The organism is Qaidamihabitans albus (genome assembly GCF_016464705.1).
GTDB lineage: Bacteria > Actinomycetota > Actinomycetes > Mycobacteriales > Pseudonocardiaceae > Qaidamihabitans > Qaidamihabitans albus.
Window position 1 is genome coordinate 59,364 of sequence record NZ_JAEHOB010000008.1, and the last position, 23,627, is coordinate 82,990.

A 23,627-nucleotide genomic window follows, 5' to 3' on the forward strand; every position below is an offset into this window, starting at 1 on the left:
CGAGCCATGGCAACCGAATCCGGATCGCACCGCGCGGGCGTGTTCGACGTCCGGACGGTCATCGCCCTGCTCATGGGCGTGTACGGCGCGGTCACCACCGTGATGGGCATCGGCTTCACCTCCGAGGCCGAGATCGCCAAGTCCGCCGGCGTCAACATCAATCTCTGGGCGGGCCTCGGCATGCTGGTGTTCGCGGCGTTGTTCGTGCTGTGGGTGAAGGTACGGCCGTTGCGGGTACCGGAGGAGCCCGAGCAGGAGTAGGCAGGTCGTGCGCCGAGCGGCGGGGCCGTCCCGCTAACGTGCACGGCATGCGCGTTGCCCTTCCCGCCCTGCTCGGCGTGGTCCTGCTCGGCCTCCTCACCGGGTGCGGAGGCGAGGACCTGGCCAAGGCCAACTACCAGCGCACGACGGTCACGGCCGCGCCGGGCAGCGGCGGGCAGGGCGAGGTGCCCACCGGGCCGATCGACGACCCGGCCGTCGCCGCGTCGGCGCTGCGTACGGTCGACCCGTGCCCGCTGCTCGACGGCGCGGCGGGCGAACTCGGGCAGGCCGGGCAACCCGAGGCGGTCGAATGGGGCGCCTGCCGGATCGAGGTGCGGGACGCGGGCGGCAAGGCGATCAACCTGGTGCTGGACCTCGGTGAGTCGGCGGTCCTGCCCGATCAGGCGACCGGCAACGTCGAAGGTCTCCCGCTGATCGAGAAGGAGACCGATGAGGCCACGTGTTTCGTCACCGCGGTGACCGCGAGGGACCCGAGTCTGGGCATCGCCGTGCAGGCTGACTACCGCGGCGGCGACCCGTGCGGGCCCGGATACACGGTGCTGCAGCAGGTGATCCGGGAACTGCACGCCGAGCCGGTGACTTATGCGGAGGAGCCGGGCTCGCTGCTCGGAGTCGATCCGTGCGCGAGTGTGGACGATCCGGTACTGGCCACCGTGCTCGGCGAGCAGGAGTTGCGCAAACGCCCGATGGGACTGCACACGTGCGAGTTCGATGTGGACGAGCGGCCGAGTGTGAATGTGCGGTTCCGGGTCGGCTACCCGGTGGAGCCCGACCAGGGCAGCCCGGTCGATCTCGGCGACGGCGTGACGGCTGTCCAGCGCAAGGGCACGACCGACACCGTCGAGTGTGAAGTCTCCTGGCAGCATCGCCCGCTCGTCGACGGCGACGAGGCGGAGCTCGTCTCCGCCTCGTTCAGCTTCGCCAGCGAGGACGGCGATGGCGATGACGCGTGCGGCAAGGCGGCCGAGGTCGCCAGGAACATCGCCGCGGGACTTCCCTCGCCCTGAGCGCGGCGCCGACGTTTCCGCTTCTCCCTTGGCGGGAAAGGGTGCGGGGGGACTAGGTTGGTCACCGTGTCCGCACGAGGCCGTGGCTGGAGGTTCGCGTGAAGAAGGTCATCAACGATCCGGCGACGGTGGTCACCGACTCGCTCCGGGGGCTCGCCGCCGCGCACTCCGATCTGCTCCGGGTGGAGTACGACCCGGACGTGGTCCTGCGCGCCGACACCGTGGTCCGCGGCAGAGTCGCCCTCATCTCCGGCGGTGGCTCGGGGCATGAGCCACTGCACTCCGGTTTCGTCGGTCACGGCATGCTCGACGCGGCCGTGCCCGGCGCGATGTTCACCTCGCCGACACCCGATGCGGTGCAGGCCGCGATCAAGGCCACGACCGTCGACGCGGGCGCGCTGCTGATCGTGAAGAACTACACCGGCGACGTGCTCAACTTCGAGACCGCGGCCGAGCTGGCGTCTGCTGATGGACTCGACGTGCGGACCGTCGTCATCGACGACGACGTGGCGGTGGCCGACTCCACCTTCACCGCGGGCAGGCGCGGCGTCGGAGGAACCGTGCTGCTGGAGAAGATCGCCGGTGCCGCGGCCGAGCGTGGTGATCGGCTCGACGACGTGGAAGCCGTGGCGCGCAAGGTGATCGGCCAGGTTCGCTCGATCGGCGTCGCGTTCACCGCGCCCACGGTTCCGCACATCGGCGAGCCGAGCTTCGAGCTCGGCCCCGACGAGGTCGAGTTCGGCATCGGCATCCACGGTGAGCCCGGCCGGGAGCGGATCAAGGCCGAGCCGGCCGACGCGCTCGTCGAGCGGATGGTCTCCGCGGTCGTGGAGGACCTGCCGTTCTCCCGCGGGGACGACGTACTGCTGTTCACCAACTCGATGGGTGGCACCCCGCTGGTGGAGGTCTACCTGGCACACGGGATCGCCGAGCGACTGCTCGCCGACCGGGGCATCAACGTGACCAGGCATCTCGTCGGGCCCTACGTCACCAGCCTGGAGATGCAGGGGATCAGCCTGACGGTGTTGCGCTTGGACAGCGAGCTGGCGGATCTGTGGGACTCGCCGGTGAACACGCCCGCGCTGCGGTGGGGGATGTGATGGCCTGCGCGGCAGGCGATGTCGTGGCCGCCCTGCGGGAAGCCGCGGAGGTCATCGCGGAACATCGGGTCGAGCTCACCGATCTCGACCGGCCGATCGGCGACGGTGACCACGGCGAGAACATGAACCGCGGGTTCGCCGCCGTGCTGTCCACACTGGAGGAAGTGCCGGACACGCCCGGCGCGGTGCTGAAGAACGCGGCGACGACATTGATCTCGAAGGTCGGCGGGGCCGCGGGGCCGTTGTACGGCACCGCGTTCCTGCGGGCGGCGACCGCGGTGTCCGGAAAGTCCGAACTGGACGCCGAGGCGGTGGTGGCCGCGCTGCGTGCCGGCCTGGAGGGTGTCGTGGCGCGGGGCAAGGCCGAGCCGGGGGACGCGACGATGGTGGACGCGCTGAGCCCCGCGGTGGAGGCCGCCGAGGCGGCCAAGGGCGACGGCGTCGCCGCGCTGCTCGGCGCGGCCGCGGATGCCGCCGACAAGGGTGCCGAGTCCACGGTGCCGCTCGTCGCGCGCAAGGGCAGGGCCTCGTACCTGGGTGAACGCAGTGCCGGGCACCTCGACCCGGGTGCTCGCTCGACGGCGTTGCTGCTGCGGGCCTTCGCGACCGCGGCGGGCCGGGCATGAGGGTCGGGCTGGTCGTCGTCTCGCACAGTACGAAGCTCGCCGAGGGCGTGGTGGAGCTGGCGGCGCAGATGGCGCCCGACGTCACCGTGCTCGCGGCCGGTGGTCTGCCCGACGGGGAGATCGGTACCGACTACGAGGGGGTGCTCGCGGCCGTGCAGCAGGCGGACACCGGTGCGGGGGCCGTGCTGCTCTACGACCTCGGCAGCGCCCAGATGACCGCGGAGATGGCCGTGGAGTCGCTGCCCGATCCGGGTGGCGCCGTGGTGGTCGACGCGCCGCTGGTGGAGGGCACGGTTGCCGCCGCGGTGGCCGCGCAGGGCGGCGCCGACCGGGCCGGTGTCGCGGAGGCCGCGACCGCCGCGGGCGCCGCACCCGAGGTCAGCGAGCCCGCTGCCGCCGCCGAGGGTGCGCGGACCGCGGAGCTGACCCTGCGCAACGAAGTCGGCCTGCACGCACGGCCCGCCGCGCTGCTGGTGCGCAGCATCGCGGGCCTCGACGCCGACGTCCGGATCCGGCTCGGTGACGACGAGGCGGACGGCAACAGCGTGCTCGCGCTGATGTCTCTCGGTGCGCGCAAGGGCGACCGGATCGAGGTCAGGGCTGCCGGTGCACAGGCGGAGGAGGCGCTGCGCCGTATCGAGGCGCTGGTCGAGCGCGACTTCGACGAGTAGATCCGGATCGACCGGTGAAACCCTGGTTCCGCGCGGGAGGCGCCGCCCATTCCGCCCGCGGGCCCGGCGGAGCCGGCCTTTCCCCGCCTCCCGGCAACGACCGGGTGACAGCGGTGCCGGGGAGGGAACGGCACCCGCCCGGGCGGCGTCCCTCTGGAATGACCGACTCTCGTCTCGCCGGTGCGCTGCTCGCCGTGGTTCTGTTCGCCCTCAGCGGATGTGGCGGTCCGGTGCCGGGCAGCGCCGTGCCGGACGAACGGGTCGAGCGACCACTGACCTCGGCCGCACTGGGCGACCTCCGAACGCTGGACCCCTGCGGTCTCGCCGATGCCGGCGACTTCGCCGAGTACGGCTCCGCGCGGCCGCTGGCGCGGGAGTCGCTGGACTACTGCCGGCTCGCCGTGTCCCTCGGCCGGGAGAACGTGGTGGTCGATTTCGGTCTGCTGCGACCAGCCGACTTGTTGCCGGAGGAGCGGCGCGCGAGGTGCGGACCCTGCCCCGTGGCCTGCGGGTGCTGCAGACCTCGGACAGCGCCGAGATGCCCTGCGAGCTGGAGGTCCTGCTCGCCGACGAGATGGCGATCTCCGTGCTGGCGCGGCCACAGAACTCGGATTCCGAACTCGGCGTCGAGCAGTTGTGCGTCGTCGCGCACGCTGGTGCCGACGGCATCGCCCGGACACTACGGGCCGGCGAGGTCGAGCACTGGGAGCCACCGCACAACTCCCTGGTTCGGCTGTCCGCGTGCGCGTTGCTGCCGCCCGGTGTGGTGGCGGCGAAGGCGGGGGTCGCGGCCGGCGACGTGACGCTCTACCCCGCCGAGCACCAGTGCACCTGGGGTTCGCTCGGCGGCGAGGAACCCAACGTGCAGCTCGACTTCGTGACGGCGGTCCAGCCGCCGGGGGACATGGCCGAGGACATCGCGGGGCGGCCGAGTTCGGTACGGGAGGCCACCACGTCGAGTGTCGCGACGTGCACCGTCTCGACCGAGCAGATCGAGTTCGCACGCGCGGTCGGGGGAGAACGCGAGTTCGCGGTGGTCAGGCTGCTGTTCCCGGCGTCGATGGGCGGCGAGCCCTGTCCGGTCGCCAGGGAGCTGGCCGAGATCGCCTGGGGCAAGCTGCCACCGGCCTGAGACGACCGCGCTGGTCAGCCCTCGTGAGTGCGTAGACGAGTTCTAACTCGTGTGCGCACTCACGAGCGGTTCCGGCCACCTGATTCGATTCCGTACTGCCGAGTGGCGCCCTGCCGTGGCACGATCAGTGCTTCTTACTAGCCGGTAACCGCTGGAGGCAGGCCGTGGCGCGTGAGTTCTCGACCATCGGAGTCGTCGGTCTCGGCACGATGGGGGCCGGTATCGCCGAGGTCCTCGCCCGCAGCGGTCTTTCCGTTGTGGGCGTCGAGCTGGACGAGGAGAGCATCGCCCGCGGCCGCGGGCACATCGAGCATTCCACCGACCGGGCGCTGAGCAAGGGCAAGCTCGACGAGAACGACCGGGCCGCGCTGCTCGGCCGGATCCGCTACAGCACGTCGCTGTCCGACCTCGGTGACGCCGACCTGGTGATCGAGGCGATCCCGGAGAGCCTGGCGGTGAAGGCCGACGTGTTCGCCCAGCTGGACAAGATCACGCGGCCGGAGACGATCCTGGCCTCGAACACGTCGTCGCTGTCGGTCACCGAGATCGGGGTGCACACCTCGCGCCCGGGCAAGGTCGTCGGGATGCACTTCTTCAACCCGGCGCCGGTGCTCAAGCTGATCGAGGTCGTGCGGACGGTGGTCACCGAGCCGGACGTCGTCGAGGACGTGGTGGCCTTCGCCGGGCGGCTCGGCAAGACGCCGGTGGTCATGGGCGACCGCGCGGGTTTCATCGCCAACGCCCTGCTCTTCGGCTACCTCAACCATGCCGTGCGGATGTACGAGCAGCGCTACGCCACGCGCGAGGACCTGGACGCGGCCATGCGGTTCGGCTGCGGGTACCCGATGGGGCCACTGGCGCTGCTCGACCTGATCGGCCTCGACACCGCCTACGAGATCCTCGACACGATGTATCACCAGTCGCGCAACCGGCTGCACGCGCCCGCGCCGCTGCTCAAGCAGATGATCACGGCCGGGCTGCTCGGCCGCAAGTCCGGACGCGGCTTCTACAGCTACGACGCGCCGGACTCGCCGACCGTGGTCGCGGACGCCGCTTCCGCCGCGCCATCTATTGTGGACGGTGTGGATGCGCGGCGGGTGCGCGAGGTCGGCGTGATCGGCACGGGCACGATGGCCACCGGTATCGCGGAGGTCTTCGCCAAGCGAGGCTACGACGTCGTGCTCCGGGCACGCAGCGGGGACAAGGCGGATGCCGCCGTCGCGAAGGTGCGGAAGTCGCTCGACAAGTCCGTGGTGAAGGGCCGGTTGTCCGAAGAGGATGCCGTGGCCGCGCTCGGCCGGATCGCACCGGTGGTGGAGTTCGAGCGGCTCGCAGGCGCCGACCTGGTGATCGAGGCGGTCGCCGAGGAGCTCTCGGTCAAGCAGGCCGTGTTCGCGGCGCTCGACGAGGTGGCGAAGCCCGGCGCGGTCCTGGCGACCACCACGTCCTCCCTGCCGGTCATCGAATGCGCCTCGGCCACTTCCCGGCAGGGCGACGTGGTCGGGATGCACTTCTTCAACCCCGCGCCCGCGATGAAGCTGGTCGAGGTGGTGAGCACCATCGCGACGGCTCCCGAGGTCGCGGCGACCGTGCACGCGGTGTGCGAGGCCGTCGGCAAGCACCCGGTGCACTGCGGCGACCGCGCCGGGTTCATCGTCAACGCACTGCTGTTCCCGTACCTCAACGACGCGGTGAAGATGCTGGAGGCGCACTACGCGGGCGCGGACGACATCGACACCGCGATGAAGGTCGGCTGCGGGCTGCCCATGGGACCGTTCGAACTGCTGGACGTGGTGGGGCTCGACGTGTCGCTGGCCATCGAGCGGACGCTCTACAACGAGTTCCGGGAGGCCGGGTTCGCTCCGGCGCCCCTGCTCGAACACCTGGTGACCGCCGGCCGTCTCGGCCGCAAGACCGGCAAGGGCTTCCGCGACTACACCCAGTAGCTAGCCGCAGCAGCCGCCGCCGCAGCAGCCGCCCGAGGTGGCGGCCGGTGCGGGGGTGGGGGTGCTCGCGGAGCCGGTCAGCGCGACCGTGGTGAGCAGCTTGACGGTGTCCGCGTGGCCACCGGGGCACGGTGCGGGGGCGCCCGACTCACTCATCGGCCGGTTCAGCTCGAACGTCTCGGTGCATTCCCGGCAGCGGTACGCGTAGGTCGGCATACCGGTATTATCGCCCGGCCGCCCTCGGGTGGAAAGCTGGGCACGTGGATCTACCGCTGGTGGACGAGGAAACGCCGCACCTGAGCCAGGTGGTGCCTTCGCTGCTCGCCGCGCTCGGCGCGCCCGGGTTCTCCGGCTCGCTGGAGCTGCCCGGCGTGTCGCGAGCCTGCGTGCTGGTGATCGACGGCCTCGGCTGGGAACTGCTGGCCGAGCACGCCGCCGACGCGCCCGTGCTCAGTGGCCTGCGTCGCACCCCGCTGCGCGTCGGGTACCCGGCGACGACGGCCGCCGGTCTCGCCGCGCTCGGCACCGGGCTGGCCTCGGGTGAGCACGGCTTCGCCGGTTACACCTTCGAGTTGCCCGAGGTCGGTTTGCTCAACGCGCTGACCTGGTGCGATCACGTGACCGGCGCCGACCTGCGCGGACCGGCACCGCCGGAGCAGGTGCAGCCGCTGCCGACCACGTTCGCCCGCGCGGACGCGGCGGGGCTGGAGGTGCGCGTGGTCTCCGCCGCCCGGTTCGCCGGAACCGCGCTCACCCGTGCCGTGCTCCACGGCGGTCGCTACGTCGGCGTGCACGCGCTCGGTGATCTCACCGCGGCGGCGCTCGACGCGCTGCGCCCTGCCGGTGCCTTCTGCTACGCCTACCACGGTGATCTGGACCTGCTCGGCCACCTGCACGGCCCCGGTTCCGCCCCGTGGCGGATGCAGCTGCGCCAGGTCGACCGGCTCGTCGAGGCCCTGGTGGACGGCCTGCCCGCGGGAGCGCTGCTCGCCGTGGTGGCCGACCACGGCATGGTCGCGGTGGACGACACGGCCGTGGATCTGGACGCCGAACCGGAACTGCTCACCGGCGTGCGGGCGGTCGGTGGCGAGGTACGTGCCCGGCACGTCTACACCGAGGACGGCGCCGCACCGGACGTGCTGGCGGCCTGGCGCGAGAGGCTGGGTGCCCGCGCGTGGGTGGTCGAGCGGGAGCAGGCGATCGAGCACGGCTGGTTCGGCCCGCGCGTCGCCGACCACGTGCGCCCGCGGATCGGCGACGTCGTGGCGGCGGCCCGGGGACGCTCGGGCATGCTGCGCGAGCTCGCCGAGCCGCTGGAGTCCTCGCTGACCGGCCAGCACGGCTCGTTCACCACCGCCGAGCAGCTGGTGCCGTTCGCGGTCGCCTACGGCTGAGGTGGCGGCTCGGCCGGCTTGCGGGCCCGCCAGCGCTGCGCGCGGCCACCCGCCGTGCTCACCTCGATACCGGTGAACCCGGCCGCGGCCAGGCGGCCCGGCAGCGTTGCGGGAGGCACCGGGTTGTAAGTGTCGCCGAGATGCAGCAGCCGGAACGCGAGGCCGTGCACCCCGTCGCCGCCCGCGAAGGTGCCACCAGGGCGCAGCACCCGGAACGCCTCCCGGAACAGCGCGTCCTGCCGCTGCCGCGTGGGCACGTGGTGCAGCATTGTGAAGCAGACGACGGCGCTGAAGTCGTCGTCCGGCAACGGCATCGCGGCGCCGTCCCCGTGGACGACGGTGGCCGGGCCGCCGTAGCGGCGCCGGAGTCCCTCGGCGAGCTCCGCGCTGATCTCCAGGGCGGTCACCTCCGGCACCTGCCGGACGAGCACGCGCAGGTTCGCGCCGTAGCCGGGGCCGATCTCCAGCACCCGCTCGCCCAGCTCGACGCCGGCGAGCGTCCAGGGAAGCATCTCGTGCTCGACCTTCCTTGCCCAGCGTTCGGAGCGGCACAGCCATCGGTGGACCAGGTTCATCGCCATGTCCGGCACGCTACGAAGCCAACGCCGTGTCCGGAAGACGCTATGCTGCCAAGTCGTGTCGTCAGACGGTCACGTATCCGGTCCGGTGCCGGTCGGCACCGGCGCTCTGGTCCTCGGCGAGTTCGAGCTGCCGAACGGAACCTGGATCCCGTGGCACGTGCACGACCAGCATCAGCTGGTGTGGGCGTCGCGGGGCGCGGCCGTCGTGAACGTCGGCGCGGCGCACTGGGTGCTGCCGCCCACCATGGCGCTGTGGCTGCCGGAGGGCACCGTGCACCGCACGGGCGCGTCCGGCCGGACGGCCCTGCGGGGCATCTACGCGCATCCGGCCCGGTGCCCGATCACGTGGGCTGAGCCGCGGATGGTCCGCATCTCTCCGCTGCTTCGCGAGCTGCTGGAGTACCTCAGCGGCGACGTCGAGGCCGAGCCGCGGCTGCGAGCCGAGGCGGTGGTGTTCGACGTGCTGGAGCCGGTCGCGCTCACCCCGATTGGCGTGCCGATGCCGGCGGACCCGCGGGCGCGCCTGGTGGCGGAGGCGCTGATCGCGGACCCGGCGGATCCGCGTGGCCTCGCCGAGTTCGGGCCGCTGGCCGGGGCGAGCGAGCGCACCCTCGCCCGGCTGTTCCTGCGCGACACCAACGTGACGTTCGGCAGCTGGCGCACCCGGGCCAGACTGCGGGCTTCGCTGCCGTTGCTCGCCGCAGGGATGCCGCTGTCCGGCGTCGCCCGCCGGGTCGGGTACTCGGCGCCGAGCGCGTTCGTCGCCGCGTTCCGGCGTGCCGTCGGCGTGCCGCCCGGTGCGTACTTCGGCGCGTAGGTCGCTACCGTGAAGTCATGCCTCGACGTAACCGCTCCCGGCGCGGTCGTCCCGGTGCGCCCGCGCCCGCACTCGGAGCGGCGACCGGCTGGGCGCAGGCGGAGTCGGGGTCCGACGGTGACTGGCTGGTGCGCACGGTGCCGGGTGTGCAGGCCACGAAGTTCTACCGCTGCCCCGGCTGTGACCACGAGATCCGGCCCGGCACCCCGCACGTGGTGGCCTGGCCCGCGGAGGGCGTCGGATCGTCGGCGGACCGGCGGCACTGGCATCGCGCCTGCTGGCAGGCAAGGCAGCGGCGGCGGCCGACCCGGCGCCGCTGACGAGGCCACGCCCGGTCCCGCCGCGCACTGAAAGGAGCGCGGCCGTCGAGGACAATGCGGGCATGGCTGAACTCCCACTCGTGCTGCTGCATGCCTTCCCCCCTGGACGCGCGCATGTGGAACGGCGTGCGCGAGCCGCTGGTCGCGCGGACGCGGCTGATCACCCCCGACCAGCGCGGCTTCGGCCGGACCGAGCTGCCCGAGACCGACCGCGCCCCGAGCCTGGACGACGCCGCCCGCGACGTGCTCGCGATGCTCGACAAGCTGGAGCTCGACCGGGTGGTGCTCGGTGGCTGTTCGATGGGCGGCTACGTCACCCAGGCCGTGCTGCGCGCGGCGCCGGAGCGGATCGGCGGTCTGGTGTTCATCGACACGAAGGCGACCGCGGACACCGAGGAGGCCCGGCAGAACCGGCTGGCCGTGGCCGAGCGGGCCGAGACCGAGGGCATCTCCGGCTGGCTCGCCGACGCCATGCTGCCCAAGGTGCTCGGGGAGACGACCCGCACCACGCGGACCGACCTCGTGGACCGTGCCAGGGAGCTGGTCGAGGACCAGCCCGCCGCGGGCGTGGCCTGGGCGCAGCGTGCGATGGCGGCCCGGCCGGACTCGACGGACCTCCTGCGCGAGGCGACCGTGCCCGCGCTCGTGATCGTCGGCGAGGAGGACGAGCTGACGCCACCGGACGCGGCCAGGGGGCTGGCCGGGGTACTGCCGGACGCCACGTTCGTCGTGCTGCCGGGAGCGGGACATCTGACCCCGCTGGAGGACCCGGAGGGCGTGGTGAAGGCGATCCTCGACTGGCTGCCCTGAGGTCCGTGACGAACGTTACGCCGGCGCGGCACCGGCAGCCCGCTGACCAGGCGCGGACCGGATGGCGAGGGAACGCCGAGGTCGGGGCACCGGCCGGTGCCGGTGTGATCTTCCCAGCCGGTGCGCAGGGCCGGAAACGGTGAAGGCTACGATCCGTCTAGCCGCCGTGGGGTACCTGCCCGTGGCGGCGGTGACCATCACAGGGTTTGAGTGCAGGAGGCAGGAGTGACGGCCGTAGCCCCCCAGCCGATCGCGACGCGTCCATATCCGGCGCGAGAGTCGGTGAAGGGTTCGTACCTGCTGCGGTTGTTCCGCACGACGGACCACAAGCAAATCGGCATCATGTACCTGGTCACGTCGTTCGCCTTCTTCATGGTCGGCGGCGCGATGGCGATGCTGATCCGCAGCGAGCTGGCCCAGTCGGGACTGCAGTTCCTTTCGCAGGAGCAGTACAACCAGCTGTTCACCATGCACGGCACGATCATGCTGCTGCTCTACGCGACCCCGATCCTGTTCGGCTTCGCGAACTTCGTGCTGCCGCTGCAGATCGGCTCGCCGGACGTGGCGTTCCCGAGGCTCAACGCCTTCTCGTACTGGCTGTACCTGTTCGGCGGCCTGATCGTGATCTCCGGCTTCATCACGCCGGGTGGCGCCGCCGACTTCGGCTGGTTCGCCTACACGCCGCTCTCGGACGCGATCCACTCGCCCGGCGCGGGCGCCGACCTGTGGATCACCGGCCTGGTGGTGTCCGGTCTCGGCACCATTCTCGGCGCCGTCAACATGATCACCACGATCGTCTGCCTGCGCGCCCCCGGCATGACGATGTACCGGATGCCGATCTTCACCTGGAACATCCTGGTGACGAGCCTGCTCATCCTGCTCGCGTTCCCGATCCTCACGGCGGCCCTGCTCGGCCTGCTCGCCGACCGGCACCTCGGCGCCCACGTGTTCGACCCCGCCAACGGCGGCGTGATCCTGTGGCAGCACCTGTTCTGGTTCTTCGGCCACCCCGAGGTCTACATCGTGGCGCTGCCGTTCTTCGGCATCGTGTCGGAGATCTTCCCGGTGTTCAGCCGGAAGCCGATCTTCGGCTACAAGGGCCTGGTCTGGGCGACGCTGGGCATCGCGGCGCTGTCGGTGGCGGTGTGGGCGCACCACATGTACGCGACCGGCGCGGTGCTGCTGCCGTTCTTCTCGTTCATGACCTTCCTGATCGCGGTGCCGACCGGTGTGAAGTTCTTCAACTGGATCGGCACGATGTGGAAGGGCCAGCTGAGCTTCGAGACGCCGATGCTGTTCTCGGTCGGCTTCATCGTGACGTTCCTCTTCGGTGGCCTCACCGGCATCCTGCTGGCCGCGCCCGCCATCGACTTCCACGTGTCGGACAGCTACTTCGTGGTGGCGCACTTCCACTACGTGCTCTACGGCACGATCGTGTTCGCCACGTTCGCCGGGATCTACTTCTGGTTCCCGAAGATCACCGGCCGGATGATGGACGAGCCGCTGGGCAAGCTGCATTTCTGGACCACGTTCATCGGCTTCCACGGCACGTTCCTGGTGCAGCACTGGCTTGGCAACGAGGGGATGCCCCGCCGCTACGCCGACTACCTGGCCAGCGACGGGTTCACCACGCTGAACACGATCTCCACGATCGGCGCCTACATCCTCGGCGCCTCGACGCTGCCGTTCATCTGGAACGTCTTCAAGAGCTACCGCTACGGCGAGGTCGTCACGGTCGACGACCCGTGGGGTTACGGCAACTCGCTGGAGTGGGCGACGAGCTGCCCGCCGCCGCGGCACAACTTCACCGAGCTGCCGCGGATCCGCTCCGAGCGCCCTGCGTTCGAGCTGCACTACCCGCACATGGTCGAGCGACTGCACGGCGAGGGGCACATCACCTTCACCGGTAAGCCACTGCCGCACCGGACGACGGGCCCCGCACCGTCAGAGGTGCTCACCGAGGCCGCGATCCCCGGCCGGCACGACAAGGACAACGCGAGCGAGCAGTGAGCGAGCAGCCGGTGCCCCCGACGCCCGTCCTGATCACCACGACCGGCCCGGACAAACCCGGCGTCTCCTCGGTGCTGTTCGCCGCGCTGGCGCAGCCCGGTGTCGAGGTACTCGACATCGAGCAGGTGGTGATCCGCGGCCAGCTGGTACTCGGCGTCCTCGCCGGCGTGGACGGCGACCCGGAGGCCCTGCAGGAGGCCGTCGAGCAGGCGATGGCGACGGTGTCCATGCACGTCGACGTGCGGATCGGGTCGGCCATCGGTGCCGACCCCTTCGCGCCGGGCAAGCAGGGGTCCAGTCACGTCATGGTCGTGCTCGGCCGTCCGGTGACCGCGCGTGCGTTCACGGCGATCGCCCGCAGGCTGGCTTCGGTGAACGCCAACATCGACTCGATCCGCAGCATCGCCGACTACCCGGTCACCGGGCTCGAGGTGCATGTCTCGGTCACCCAGGACACGCCCGAGGCGGACACCGAGCTGCGCTCGATGCTCGCCGACGTCGCCGCCCGCGGCGGGCTGGACGTCTCCATCGAGCGGGCCGGGCTGTCGCGGCGCGCGAAGCGCCTCGTCGTGTTCGACGTCGACTCCACCCTGATCCAGGGTGAGGTGATCGAGATGCTCGCCGCGCACGTCGGCGTGGAGCCGCAGGTGCGGGAGATCACCGATGCGGCGATGCGGGGCGAGCTGAACTTCACCGAGTCGCTCGAACGCCGGGTCGCGCTGCTGGAGGGCCTGCCCGAGTCGGCGCTGGACGAGGTCGCCGACGCCATCGAACTGACCCCCGGCGCGCGGACGACCGTGCGCACGCTCAAGCGGCTCGGCTTCCGTTGTGGCGTGGTGTCGGGCGGCTTCACCAGGATCATCGACCGGCTCGTCGACGAGCTGGGGCTGGACTTCGCGGCGGCGAACGACCTGGAGATCGTGGACGGCAGAGTCACCGGGCGCGTGCTCGGCGAGATCGTCGACCGGTCCGGCAAGGCGACCGCGCTGCGCCGTTTCGCCGCCGACTTCGGCATCACGCTCGGCCAGTGCGTGGCCGTCGGCGACGGTGCCAACGACATCGACATGCTCTCCGCCGCGGGCATGGGCATCGCGTTCAACGCCAAGCCCGCGCTGCGCGAGGTCGCCGACGCCGCACTGTCCTACCCGTACCTGGACGCCGTGCTGTTCATGCTGGGTGTCACCCGGGCCGAGGTCGAGGCCGCCGACGCGGCCGACGGCCTCGAACTGCTCCGGCCATGAGCGTGCTCGCCCCGCTGGCCGCCCGGTACGCCGAGTGGCTCGGGCTGCCCGCCGAGCGGACCGCGATCCCGGAGGCCGCGCCCGACGAGCTGTGGGCAATGCCGCTGGTGCTGCGCATGGAGCGCACCGGCCCGCCGTCGCGGACGCCGCTGCTCGAAGCGGCCGCGAGTGCCGCGGTGGCGGTGTGCCTCGACGAGCGCTCGGCCGAGGGTGGCGAATGGCACGAGGCCGTCAGCACCTGGGTCTCCGGCCACATCCGCAAGGTCGCCCGCCGCGCGAGGGGTGCGCACTGGCGTGCCGTGCAGGAACTGCCAGGGGTGACGGTGAGCGTGGCCGGTGCCGAGGTTCGTGCGCTGCTCCCGTGCCGCGTCGCCGACCTGCCCAGGGAAGTCGCCAGGCTACAGATCTCCGGCAGCGAAGTTCCGCCGGACGAGCCCGGTCCCGCGCCGGCCGGCCTGCCGCTGCTCCTGCTGAACCCGCGGGTCACGATGACCGTCGGCAAGGGAGCCGCCCAGGTGGGACACGCCACGATGCTGCTGGCGTCGCTGCTGGGAGCCGACGACCTCGCCGCCTGGGCCGGGCACGGTCACCGCTGCGCGGTGCGGACTCCGGACGAGGCCGAGTGGGCCACGCTGCATCCCGGCGCCGACCCGCGGGACGTGTGGCGGCGGCACCGCGTGATCGCCGTCCGGGACGCCGGGTTCACCGAGGTGGAGCCGGGCACGGTGACCGTGGTGGCGCAGTGGCGAGACCTCCCGCGCGTCCAGCCCTCGTGAGTGCGCACGCGAGTTAGAACTCGCGTGGGCACTCACGAGCCGTTGGCCTTCCACACGACGTAGGCCTCGTCGGCGTCGGTGGTCATCGCCTCGACGAACTTGTCGTGGTCGAAGCCGGGCAGGGTCTGTAGCCGCTCGATGAGCGCGTCGGCAGCCGGATCGCCGCTGGGTACGGCCGTGCCGGTGCCGTCGGCGGCGGCCAGCATGAGGAAAACGTCCTCGTTCCACGGCCCCTCGGGAATGACCCGCACGACCACCGCGGACAGCTCCGACCAGGTGACGGACTCTTCGCTACCGTCAGCCAACTGGCGCCGCACCCCGGTGTCGTCGACGCGGACCGACCGGGATCGTGCGCTGGATGAGTCCTGCGACAACAACCTTCTCCCTCGGCGTTGGAATTCCGTCAACCGTAAGCCCCTCCGCTGCCGGCGTTCAGGCCGGGGCGGCCGCATCAAGTCTGCGCAGCGCGTCGCGGGCGACCTGCGGGTCCGAGGTCGGCCAGAACGGCGGCAGCGAGGCGCGCAGGAAACCGCCGTAGCGGGCGGTCGCAAGGCGCGGATCGAGCACGGCGACGACGCCACGGTCGGTGATGGTGCGGTGCAGCCTGCCGGTGCCCTGCGCAAGCAGCAGCGCCGCGTGCGTGGCGGCTACGGTGAGGAAACCGTTGCCGCCACGGGCCTCCACGGCGCGCTGGCGTGCGGAGGACACCGGGTCGTCCGGGCGGGGGAACGGCAGCCGGTCGACGAGAACCAGCTGCAGCGAGGGCCCCGGCACGTCCACGCCCTGCCACAGTGAGAGCGTGCCGAACAGGCAGGTTCGCGGATCCTCGGCGAACTTGCGCACGAGCAGCGAGGTGGAGTCCTCGCCCTGGCACAGGATCGGCTGTTCGACGCGGTCGCGCAGCTCGTCGGTGGCCTGCTTGGCGGCGCGCATCGAGGAGAACAGCCCCAGCGTGCGCCCGCCCGCCGCGTCGATCAGCTCGGCGATCTCGTCCAGTGTGGACACACTGAGGCCGTCGCGGCCGGGTGGCGGCAGGTGCTTGGCGACGTAGAGGATGCCGTTGCGCCGGTGGTCGAACGGCGAGCCCACGTCGATGCCGGTCCAGTGCGGGCCGTCCGACTCGCCGGGCGGGGCCTTGTCCGTCGCCGTTCCCGCGACCTTGGCCCGCCGCTGCTCCGCCGCGGGCGGCAGGCCCCACTGCCGGGCGAGGGTGTCGAACGTGCCGCCCAGGGTGAGGGTGGCCGAGGTCAGCACCGCCGTGCTCAGCCCGAACACCCGCTCCCGCAGCAGCCCGCCGACGGCCAGCGGCGCGACATGCAGCGTCGGCGGGCGCGGGGTCGCGGACTGCTGGTCGCCGCTGAGCCACACCACGTCGCGCTGCTCGGCCCGGTCGTCGTCGAACGCGTCGAGCAGCCGCACCGCCGTGTCGTGCACCTCGTCGAGCAGGGACCTGGCGAGCTTGCGCACCGTGGCCTCCTCGACGTCCTCCTTGCGTTCCGAGCCGAGCGCGGTGATGCACGCGTGGGCGGCGTCGCGCACGGCGGTCAGCGCGCCGTTCAGCGGCTGCGGCAGCGTGTCCATCCGGCCAGGCGGCAGCTCGTCGAGCACCAGCGCGAGGCCGTCGCCGGACTCCAGCAGCCGGTCGGCGACGTCGGCGTCGATGAGCTTGCCGCAGCGCCGGGTGGCCGCGGAGATCATCGAGCTGGTCAGCTCGTCGGTGGCCACGGACGTCACCCGGTCGACCAGCTCGTGCGCCTCGTCGATGATCACCAGGTCGTGCTCGGGCAGCACCTGGTGATCCTGCAGCGCGTCGATCGCGAGCAGGGCGTGGTTGGTGACCACCACGTCCGCGCGGCCAGCCTCGCCGCGGGCGCGCTCGGCGAAGCAGTCGGTGCCGATCGGGCAGCGCGCCACGCCGAGGCATTCCTTCGCGGTGACCGACACCTGCCGCCACGCCTGCTCCGACACGCCCGGCACCAGCTCGTCGCGGTCCCCGGTCTCGGTGTCGGACGACCACTCGTGGAGGCGCTTGACCTCCCGGCCGAGGCGCGAGACGGCGTAGGGGTCGAACAGCGACGTGTCCTCGGGTTCCTCCGGTGCGCCGGTGTCGAGCCGGTGCAGGCAAAGGTAGTTGCGCCTGCCCTTGAGGATCGCGAACGTGGGCTCCCGCCCTAGCGGCTTCTTCAGCGCCTTCGCCAGCCTGGGCAGATCCCGGTCGACGAGCTGCCGCTGCAGGGCGATGGTGGCCGTCGAGACCACCACGGTGGCCTCCCGCTCGACCGCGTGCCGGATCGCGGGCACCAGGTACGCCAGCGACTTGCCGGTGCCGGTACCCGCCTGCACGGCGAGATGCTCACCGGTGCGGATCGTCTCGCCGACCGCCTCCGCCATCCGCACCTGGCCCTCACGCTCGGTGCCGCCGACGGCGTCGACCGCGTGCGCCAGGAGGTCGCGGACGCTGGGCAGTGCTGAACGATCGCCGGACACGGGGACAGACGTTACCGCCACCCACCGTCAGGATCGCCCTCGGTCGGCGCCCGCCGGTCGCCGAATCATCACGAACGTTCCATTCGTCACTCACCGGACGGTCAGAAACCCGGCCTAACGTCGGTCCGTCCGCCTCGCCGAACCCCCCGATCAAGGAAACCGCATGGCACAACGAACTCCGTTCCGGCTGCTCGGCGCCGTACTGGCCGTCGCAGGAACCGCACTGCTCACCGCTCCCGTGGCGACGACCGCGCAGGCGGCCCCTGGCGACGTCGTCGTCGACGAGTCCTTCGACGGCTCAGGGGGCTCAGGGCTGCCGGACGGCTGGACGGCGGCGGCCGGAGCGTGGCAGGTCAGCGACGGCAGGCTGGTCAACACCGAGCCTGGCGCGCGGTCCAGGATCACGTTCGGCCCGCACCTGAGCGACTACCGCGCCGAGGCGACCATCCGCTTCGACGCCGTGAACAACGCGAGCCGGTGGGCCGGTATCGTCCTCGACATCGCCCCATCGGGCTCGGTGCCGTGGAGCCAGGCCATCATGCGCTCGCAGTCGAGCGCGAGCAACGGCATCGAGTTCGCCGTCCGCACCGCCGGGGAGACCTGGAACGTGACCGATACGGCGGCCGCTCCGTCCGACGCGGGCACCGGCCGCGACGTCCGGGTCGCCGTCGAGGTGCACGGAAGCCGCGCGAGCTGGAGCTTCGACGGCGAGACCGTGCTGACCACGACGCAGCTGCCACGCAGCGCGGACGGTGTGCTCGGCTTCGTCGCGGACGGCGCCCGGATCAGCGTCGACGACGTGGTGGTGACCGAGCTGGAGCCGCTGCCGATCACCAGGCCCGACGGTGCGCTGCCGCTCACCGTCGCGCACCGCGGGTACTCCTCCGTCGCGCCGGAGAACACGCTCGCCGCCGTCGAGGCCGGTATCCGCGCCAGGTCGGAATACGTCGAGATCGACGCGCACACCACCGCGGACGGCGTGCCGGTGGTGATGCACGACGCCACCGTCGACCGCACCACCGACGGTTCCGGCGCGGTCTCGGCCCTGACCGCCGACTACGTCACCGGGCTCGATGCCGGATCCTGGTTCTCCCCGGCCTTCGCAGGCCAGCGCGTGCCGACCCTCGGCGAGGTGCTCGATCTGGTCGAGGACACCGGTTCGACGCTGCTGCTGGAGGTCAAGGGGCCGGAGACCCGGGCCGAGACGAGCGGGATCGTCACCGAGGTCCTTGAGCGCGGCATGGCCGGGCAGGTGCTGCTGCAGAGCTTCGACGAGCAGGTGCTCCGCGACGCCCGTGAGCTCGCGCCGCAGATCCCGCGCGGCCTGCTGCGGTCGAGCCTGGACGCCGACCCGGTGGCCGTCGCCCGCGCGCTCGATGCCGTGGCGTACAACCCGTCGGCGAACGCGCTGCTCGTCAGGCCGGGAGTGGTCGCGGACCTGAACGAGGCCGGGATCGCCGTGATGCCCTACACGATCGACGACGCCGCGCGCTGGCAGCGGCTCACCGCGGCCGGGGTCGACGCCGTCATCACCAACCGGGCCGGGGAGTTCTCCGGCTGGCGGCAGCGCAGCGAGCAGGCGCGGCCGGCCGAGCCCGCGGTGTCCGTCGCCGCGCCGGCCGACGGCGCCGAGCTGCGCCGCCACGAGTCCGCGGCCGTCGCGATCGATGCCCGCGACGCCGAGACCGTGACCGTGAAGCTCGACGGCGAGCCGATCGACCCGGGCACGCCACTGGACCTGCGCACGCTGCCCGCGGGAACCCACAAGCTGTCCGCGACCGCGAGCGGACCCGGCGGCACCGTCGAGGCGAGCTCGGCGTTCGACGTGCTGGTCGACGTGACCGGGGTGCGGGTGCTGGTGGCTGAGGCGGACATCGCGACCCAGCACGCCGTGACCATCCTGCGGCACGTCGACGCGGGCCGCTGGGACCTGGCCGGGCGCGCGGTCCGCGCTGCGGCGTTCACCCCGGAGCAGCAACGGGTGCTGCTGGGTGACCTCGCCACCCTGCGGGCGGGCTGATCTGCTCCCCGGGCGGCGCTCACCGCGTACGGCGCGGCGAGCGCCGCCCGGGCTCTCGGCTGCTACTCCTCGCCGCGGAACCTGCGCGCCAGCGCCCACGAGGCGGGCAGCAGTGCCGCGGCGAGTGCGATCTTCAGCGCGTCGCCGAGCACGAACGGAAGGACGCCCTTCCCCAGCGCCGTCGCGACGTCGAACGACGCGGCGGCCATCAGCCACGGCACGCCGACGGCGTAGATCACCAGGTTGCCCAGCGCCATCGTGCCGGCGGTGCGCAGCGGTGTGCGGTCGCCGCCGCGGGCGGCGAGGGCGCCGACCAGCGCGCCCGCGAAGACGAACCCGACGACGTAGCCGGCGCTGGCGGTCAGCCCCGAGCTGCCGCCGTTGAACCACGGCACCCCGGCCGCGCCCACGACGAGGTACAGCAGCATCGACGCTGCGCCGCGCTGCCAGCCGAGCGCCGCGCCGGCGAGCAGCGCCGCGAACGTCTGGCCCGTCATCGGAACCGGGCTGCCCGGCACCGGGAACACCACCTGTGCGGCGAGGCCGGTCACCGCCGCGGCGGCCGTCACCAGCGTGATGTCGCGGACGAGGGTGCCCGGAACCAGGTCGGCCAGCACCGGCCTGCGGGCGGCTAGGGGCAGGGAAGACACGACGACCTCCAGATTGTGCGCTGATTCCCGGGCAGGCTAGCTCCGGTCTCACCGTTCGTGATCGTGGAAGTCGCCTTTCTCATACCTCACACGACCGGGTGGATTACGCCCGCCCGGGTCAGGGCCCCGCGCACGGTGACCGATGTCGATGAGGGGCCAACGTGGTTCACGAGATGCTGGGAGGAGTGGCGCATGTCGAGGTTCGGCAGGTCGGCGGTGACGGCGGTGACGGCGGCGGTGACGGCGGCACTGGTCGGCGGATCGCTGGCGGCACCGGCCGGGGCGCAGGCCCAGGAGCCGGTCTCGACGGCAGGCGCTTCGCTCGGCGCGGTCGACATCGTGGTCGCAGGCACGCCCGCGCGGGCCGAGCCGATCGCGCAGTGTGACGTCGAGGGGCCGACGGAGAACTCCTCGCGCGGCTCGGGCGCGGGCAGGCACACCAGCTACGGCAGCGGCGACACGACGTGCGCCCGCGACGCCGACGGCGTTTCCACGGCGAAGGCATCCGGGAGGCGCTTCGAGACCGAGGTGCTGCGGCAGTTCGGCGGACCGGTGCTGCGCGTGCGCAACTTCTCCGCCGAATGCCGGACCACCGGCAACGGCAGCAGCGGCTACGTCGAGCTGAGCGGTGTCTCCGGTTTCCGGCTGCCCTCGGAGATCCCGCCGGAGCACACCATCACGATCCCCGGCAGGGCCGAGGGCGACCCGCCGATGGCGGAGCTCGTGCTCAACGAGCTCGTGGCGCCGACCCCGCCGGACGGCAGCCTCACCACGCACGCCCTGCACATCAAGCTGTTCCCGCAGGGTGGCCCGGGCGGCGGCGACATCTTCGTGGGCACCGCGACCTGCGATCCCTACGCGGCCTGATCGCGAGGCGGTCAGCGGGGGATGCGGCCCGCTCCGGAGAGCTGGCTGAGCTCGTCGCGGTCGGGTAGCGCGTCGGAGTCGCCGACCACGGAGACCGCGAAGGCGCCGCACGCCGCGGCGGTGCGGACCCGCCGCTCGGGCGGCGCGCCGGCGAGCAGGTCGGCGAGATAGCCCGCGACGAACGCGTCCCCTGCCCCGTCCGGATCGACCGCCCGCACCGGATACACCGGCACGTCGTAGCGCGCCCCGTCCAGCTCCGCGACGGCTCCGCGCGGCCCGAGCTTGACCAGCACCTGCTCGGGCCCCATCGCCGCCAGCGTGGCGGCGAGTTCGGTGGCGGGTCCTTCGAACCCGAGCACCCGTGCCTCGTCGTCACCGGCGAACACGATGTCGGCCTTCGTCACCAGCTCGCGCAGCACGTCCCTGGCCTCCTCGGGAGGCCACAACGCGTGCCGGTAGTTCACGTCGAAGGACACCGGAACGCCCACCTCCCGCGCGACCTCGATCGCCGCGAACACCGCGTCGGCGGCCGTCTTCGACAGCGCGGGCGTGATGCCGGTCAGGTGCAGCACCCCGGCGGCGCGGACCCGGTCCTCGCAGACGTCCTCGGCGCTGAGCCGGGAACCGGCGCTGCCGTGGCGGTAGTAGGCCACCCGCGTGGCGTCGGCCGCACGGAAGTCCCTGAGCAGCAGGCCGGTCGGCGCATCCTGGTCGGTCCTGGCGCCGGAGATGTCGACGTCCTCCGCGCGGATCCGGGACAGCACCAGCGAGCCGGGCTCGTCGGCGCCCACCCGCCCCGCCCAGGCGGCCAGGGAGCCGAGCCTGCGGACGCCGATGGCGACGGTGGACTCGGCCCCGGCGATGCCGACGCTCACCGTGCTGGCATGACGGAGCCTGCCCGACTCCGTGCTGAACGCGGCGATGGTCTCGCCGAACGTCAGCAGGCCGCCTCCGCTCACGAACCGACCCGCGGGGTACCCGTGACCTCGACCCCCGCGGTCCGCATCTCCGCCAGCGCGGAGTCCACAGAGGACTGCGAGACTCCGGCCGTGAGGTCCGCCAGCACACGCACGGAGAAACCGGCCTGCGCGGCGTCGACGGCCGTCGCGCGCACGCAGTGGTCGGTGGCGATCCCGGTGATGTCCACCCGGTCGGCGCCCCGGGAACGCAACCAGTCGGCGATGCGCTCACCCTGGTCGGTCTCGCCCTCGAAGCCGGAGTAGCCGTCGCTGTACTGGCCCTTGGAGAACACGGCGGTGATCGGCGTGATGTCCAGCTCGGGACGGAAGGCGGCGCCGCCGGTGCCCGCGACGCAGTGCGGTGGCCACGACCGCACGAAGTCGGGCTCGTCGCTGAAGTGCGCGCCGGGGTCGATGTGGTAGTCCCTGGTGGCCACGACGTGCGAGTAGTCGCTGGAGTGGATGTGCTCGGAGATGGCGGCGGCCACTCCGGCGCCGCCGTCCACCGCGAGCGAGCCGCCCTCACAGAAGTCGTTCTGCACGTCCACCACGATCAGCGCGGTAGCCATGGATCCTCCTCCTCTTGCCCGGAAGACCGGGCGCTCAGCTGAAGGTGGTCGGGATGGCCGGGTCGCCGCCGGAGAGCTTCAGCCCTTCCCACGGCAGGCTCACCAGCGCGCGGCGCAGCCGTTGCCTTCCATCGTCCAGGGTGGGCAGGTCCTCCACCGGTTGTCCAGCTCGCAGCAGCGGGATGTGCAGCTCGCGGTCGTACGGTCCGAGCTCCGGTGGCGACGCCGTCCGGTAAACGACCTCCTCCAGCGCGGTGCCGGTCTGCTTGTGCCTGCGCAGCGCCGACTTGCGCCCGCCACGGGAGGCCTTGTCCTCGCTGCGTTTGGCGACCGGCCTGCCCGCCACCTCGACGAGCTTGTAGACCATGCCCGCGGTCGGCGCGCCGGATCCGGTGACGACCGACGTGCCGACTCCGTAGGCGTCGACCGGTTCGGCCCGCAGCGCGGCGATGGCGTGCTCGTCGAGGTCGCCGGAGACGACGATCCGCGCGTCCTTGGCGCCCAGCGAGTCCAGCTGCTCGCGGGCCTTGCGGGCCAGTGGCCCGACGTCGCCCGAGTCGATGCGGACCGCGCCCAGTTCGCGGCCTGCGACACGCACCGCGGTCTCGATGCCCGCGGTGATGTCGTAGGTGTCCACCAGCAGGGTGGTGTCGGGACCCATCTTGTCGACCTGCGCGCGGAACGCGGCCTCCTCGGTGTCGTGCAGCAGCATGAACGCGTGCGCGACGGTGCCCCTGGTCGGAATCCCGTAGCGGCGCCCGGCCTCGAGGTTCGACGTGGTGGCGAACCCGGCGAGGTAGGCGGCGCGGGCGGCGGCGACCGCGGCGTGCTCGTGGGTACGCCGCCCGCCCATCTCGATGATCGGCCTGCCGTGCGCCGCGCTCGACATGCGGGCGGCCGCCGAGGCGACCGCGCTGTCGTGGTTGAGGATCGACAGCACGAGCGTCTCCAGCACCACCGACTCGGCGAAGCTGCCGCGCACGGTGAGGATCGGGGAGCCGGGGAAGTACAGCTCGCCCTCCGGGTAGCCGTCGACGTCACCGGTGAAGCGGTAGTCGGCCAGCCAGTCCAGCGTCTCGCCGCCCACCACGGCCGTGGCCTCCAGCTGGGCCAGCTCGGCGTCGGTGAACCGGAAGTCCGCGATGGCGTCGAGAACGCGGGCGATTCCCGCGACCACCCCGTACCGGCGCCCGGCGGGAAGCCTGCGGGCGAACACCTCGAACACGCAGCCGCGCTCGGCTGTGCCGTCGGCCAGTGCACTGGCCAGCATCGTCAGCTCGTAGTGGTCGGTGAGCAGAGCGGTGCTGGTTCCGGCGGTATCCGATGGGGCCATGCCGGTCAGCCTATTCACCGCCACGACTC

The 23,627-nt window shown here is 72.2% G+C and carries 23 protein-coding genes and 1 pseudogene; 16 read left to right on the plus strand and 8 right to left on the minus strand.

The annotated features are described in order from the left end of the window. Nucleotides 1-6: 6 nt before the first annotated feature. The 7 genes from JAP66_RS17095 (at nt 7) to JAP66_RS17125 (ending at nt 6,764) form a co-directional block, all read left to right on the plus strand. A complete protein-coding gene (locus tag JAP66_RS17095; RefSeq protein WP_199432756.1) occupies nt 7-261 on the plus strand; it encodes a hypothetical protein in 255 nt (84 codons plus the stop codon). A 47-nt stretch (nt 262-308) separates the two neighbouring features. Beyond that, nucleotides 309-1,289 carry a DUF3558 domain-containing protein gene (locus JAP66_RS17100; protein ID WP_199432757.1) on the plus strand — a complete coding sequence of 327 codons (981 nt, stop codon included), beginning with the start codon at nt 309-311 and terminating at the stop codon, nt 1,287-1,289. Between the two features lie 98 nt (nt 1,290-1,387). Beyond that, nucleotides 1,388-2,389, plus strand: a complete 1,002-nt coding sequence (gene dhaK / locus JAP66_RS17105; protein WP_199432758.1) for a dihydroxyacetone kinase subunit DhaK — start codon at nt 1,388-1,390, stop codon at nt 2,387-2,389. Further along, nucleotides 2,389-3,015 carry a dihydroxyacetone kinase subunit DhaL gene (dhaL, locus tag JAP66_RS17110; RefSeq protein WP_199432759.1) on the plus strand — a complete coding sequence of 209 codons (627 nt, stop codon included), beginning with the start codon at nt 2,389-2,391 and terminating at the stop codon, nt 3,013-3,015. Before dhaK ends, dhaL begins: the two co-directional genes overlap by 1 nt. Further along, a complete protein-coding gene (dhaM, locus tag JAP66_RS17115; protein ID WP_199432760.1) occupies nt 3,012-3,686 on the plus strand; it encodes a dihydroxyacetone kinase phosphoryl donor subunit DhaM in 675 nt (224 codons plus the stop codon). The genes dhaL and dhaM overlap by 4 nt, the downstream gene beginning before the upstream one ends. 484 nt (nt 3,687-4,170) lie before the next feature. Continuing rightward, nucleotides 4,171-4,818, plus strand: a complete 648-nt coding sequence (locus JAP66_RS17120; protein WP_199432761.1) for a hypothetical protein — start codon at nt 4,171-4,173, stop codon at nt 4,816-4,818. A 164-nt stretch (nt 4,819-4,982) separates the two neighbouring features. Further along, on the plus strand, nt 4,983-6,764 hold the full coding sequence (locus tag JAP66_RS17125) for a 3-hydroxyacyl-CoA dehydrogenase family protein (protein ID WP_199432762.1): 1,782 nt from the start codon (nt 4,983-4,985) through the stop codon (nt 6,762-6,764). On the opposite strand, the gene JAP66_RS17130 is transcribed toward JAP66_RS17125, so the two are convergent. Continuing rightward, entirely contained in the window at nt 6,765-6,980 is a 216-nt protein-coding gene (locus tag JAP66_RS17130) for an FmdB family zinc ribbon protein (RefSeq protein WP_199432763.1), read from the minus strand. A 44-nt stretch (nt 6,981-7,024) separates the two neighbouring features. Here JAP66_RS17130 and JAP66_RS17135 point away from each other — a divergent pair, with 44 nt between their 5' ends. Next, nucleotides 7,025-8,158: an alkaline phosphatase family protein gene (locus tag JAP66_RS17135; RefSeq protein WP_199432764.1), complete on the plus strand. Its 1,134-nt coding sequence runs from the start codon at nt 7,025-7,027 to the stop codon at nt 8,156-8,158. Here the strand turns inward: JAP66_RS17135 and JAP66_RS17140 are convergent. After that, nucleotides 8,149-8,739: a class I SAM-dependent methyltransferase gene (locus JAP66_RS17140; RefSeq protein ID WP_199432765.1), complete on the minus strand. Its 591-nt coding sequence runs from the start codon at nt 8,737-8,739 to the stop codon at nt 8,149-8,151. The two genes, JAP66_RS17135 and JAP66_RS17140, sit on opposite strands and share 10 nt — an antisense overlap. A gap of 55 nt (nt 8,740-8,794) precedes the next feature. Here JAP66_RS17140 and JAP66_RS17145 point away from each other — a divergent pair, with 55 nt between their 5' ends. The 6 genes and pseudogenes from JAP66_RS17145 (at nt 8,795) to JAP66_RS17170 (ending at nt 14,713) form a co-directional block, all read left to right on the plus strand. Then, a complete protein-coding gene (locus JAP66_RS17145) occupies nt 8,795-9,556 on the plus strand; it encodes an AraC family transcriptional regulator (protein WP_372448983.1) in 762 nt (253 codons plus the stop codon). A 17-nt stretch (nt 9,557-9,573) separates the two neighbouring features. Continuing rightward, nucleotides 9,574-9,876: an Rv1322 family protein gene (locus tag JAP66_RS17150; RefSeq protein WP_199432767.1), complete on the plus strand. Its 303-nt coding sequence runs from the start codon at nt 9,574-9,576 to the stop codon at nt 9,874-9,876. Nucleotides 9,877-9,938: 62 nt separating this feature from the next. Continuing rightward, nucleotides 9,939-10,686, plus strand: a pseudogene (locus JAP66_RS17155) (alpha/beta fold hydrolase). A gap of 225 nt (nt 10,687-10,911) precedes the next feature. Beyond that, a complete protein-coding gene (gene ctaD, locus JAP66_RS17160; RefSeq protein ID WP_199432768.1) occupies nt 10,912-12,696 on the plus strand; it encodes an aa3-type cytochrome oxidase subunit I in 1,785 nt (594 codons plus the stop codon). Nucleotides 12,697-12,707: 11 nt separating this feature from the next. Further along, nucleotides 12,708-13,937 carry a phosphoserine phosphatase SerB gene (gene serB, locus JAP66_RS17165; RefSeq protein ID WP_199432939.1) on the plus strand — a complete coding sequence of 410 codons (1,230 nt, stop codon included), beginning with the start codon at nt 12,708-12,710 and terminating at the stop codon, nt 13,935-13,937. After that, complete coding sequence (locus JAP66_RS17170) at nt 13,934-14,713, plus strand: peptidyl-tRNA hydrolase (RefSeq protein ID WP_199432769.1); 780 nt, start codon at nt 13,934-13,936, stop codon at nt 14,711-14,713. Before serB ends, JAP66_RS17170 begins: the two co-directional genes overlap by 4 nt. A gap of 32 nt (nt 14,714-14,745) precedes the next feature. Here the strand turns inward: JAP66_RS17170 and JAP66_RS17175 are convergent, their stop codons facing one another. Then, the gene (locus JAP66_RS17175; protein ID WP_235999086.1) at nt 14,746-15,018 is read right to left on the minus strand and encodes a hypothetical protein; all 273 of its coding nucleotides are present in this window, start codon (nt 15,016-15,018) and stop codon (nt 14,746-14,748) included. Between the two features lie 127 nt (nt 15,019-15,145). Beyond that, nucleotides 15,146-17,200, minus strand: coding sequence for an ATP-dependent DNA helicase (locus JAP66_RS17180; RefSeq protein WP_199432771.1), 2,055 nt, complete (start codon nt 17,198-17,200; stop codon nt 15,146-15,148). Between the two features lie 163 nt (nt 17,201-17,363). Here JAP66_RS17180 and JAP66_RS17185 point away from each other — a divergent pair, with 163 nt between their 5' ends. Then, a complete protein-coding gene (locus JAP66_RS17185; protein ID WP_199432772.1) occupies nt 17,364-19,220 on the plus strand; it encodes a glycerophosphodiester phosphodiesterase in 1,857 nt (618 codons plus the stop codon). Between the two features lie 62 nt (nt 19,221-19,282). Here JAP66_RS17185 and JAP66_RS17190 read toward each other — a convergent pair whose 3' ends face one another. After that, entirely contained in the window at nt 19,283-19,870 is a 588-nt protein-coding gene (locus JAP66_RS17190) for a biotin transporter BioY (protein ID WP_199432773.1), read from the minus strand. Between the two features lie 192 nt (nt 19,871-20,062). Between JAP66_RS17190 and JAP66_RS17195 the strand changes: the two genes are divergently transcribed. Further along, nucleotides 20,063-20,737 carry a hypothetical protein gene (locus JAP66_RS17195; RefSeq protein WP_235999087.1) on the plus strand — a complete coding sequence of 225 codons (675 nt, stop codon included), beginning with the start codon at nt 20,063-20,065 and terminating at the stop codon, nt 20,735-20,737. Nucleotides 20,738-20,748: 11 nt separating this feature from the next. Here the strand turns inward: JAP66_RS17195 and JAP66_RS17200 are convergent, their stop codons facing one another. From JAP66_RS17200 to JAP66_RS17210, 3 genes are read right to left on the minus strand one after another with little or no spacing between them, the layout of a single operon-like run. Continuing rightward, the gene (locus JAP66_RS17200; protein WP_199432774.1) at nt 20,749-21,696 is read right to left on the minus strand and encodes a sugar kinase; all 948 of its coding nucleotides are present in this window, start codon (nt 21,694-21,696) and stop codon (nt 20,749-20,751) included. After that, nucleotides 21,693-22,265: a nicotinamidase gene (locus JAP66_RS17205; RefSeq protein WP_199432775.1), complete on the minus strand. Its 573-nt coding sequence runs from the start codon at nt 22,263-22,265 to the stop codon at nt 21,693-21,695. The genes JAP66_RS17200 and JAP66_RS17205 overlap by 4 nt, the downstream gene beginning before the upstream one ends. Nucleotides 22,266-22,299: 34 nt before the next feature. Continuing rightward, nucleotides 22,300-23,598, minus strand: coding sequence for a nicotinate phosphoribosyltransferase (locus tag JAP66_RS17210; RefSeq protein ID WP_199432776.1), 1,299 nt, complete (start codon nt 23,596-23,598; stop codon nt 22,300-22,302). Nucleotides 23,599-23,627: the final 29 nt, after the last annotated feature.